We start from the raw sequence: 301 nt of genomic DNA on the forward strand, positions 1-301 counted from the left end.
ACCTGAAACCGTGTGCCTACAAGCCGTGGGAGCGTCGTTCACGTTTTCGGACGTGGGCCGTGACTGCGTGCCTTTTGAAGAATGAGCCTGCGAGTTTGCGGTGTGTAGCGAGGTTAACCCGTGTGGGGTAGCCGTAGCGACAGCGAGTCCGATTAGGGCGTTTGAGGTGCATGCCCAAGACCCGAAGCGGAGTGTTCTAGCCATGGGCAGGTTGAAGCGGAGGTAAGACTTCGTGGAGGACCGAACCCACCAGGGTTGAAAACCTGGGGGATGACCTGTGGTTAGGGGTGAAAGGCCAATC

1 rRNA gene is annotated in these 301 nt (G+C 58.1%); it reads left to right on the top strand.

The window, feature by feature from the left end:
• Nucleotides 1-301: ribosomal RNA gene (locus PUR56_RS06970) — 23S ribosomal RNA — on the top strand; the annotation flags it as partial.

This window comes from Streptomyces sp. BE303, from assembly GCF_036290945.1.
Taxonomy (GTDB): domain Bacteria; phylum Actinomycetota; class Actinomycetes; order Streptomycetales; family Streptomycetaceae; genus Kitasatospora.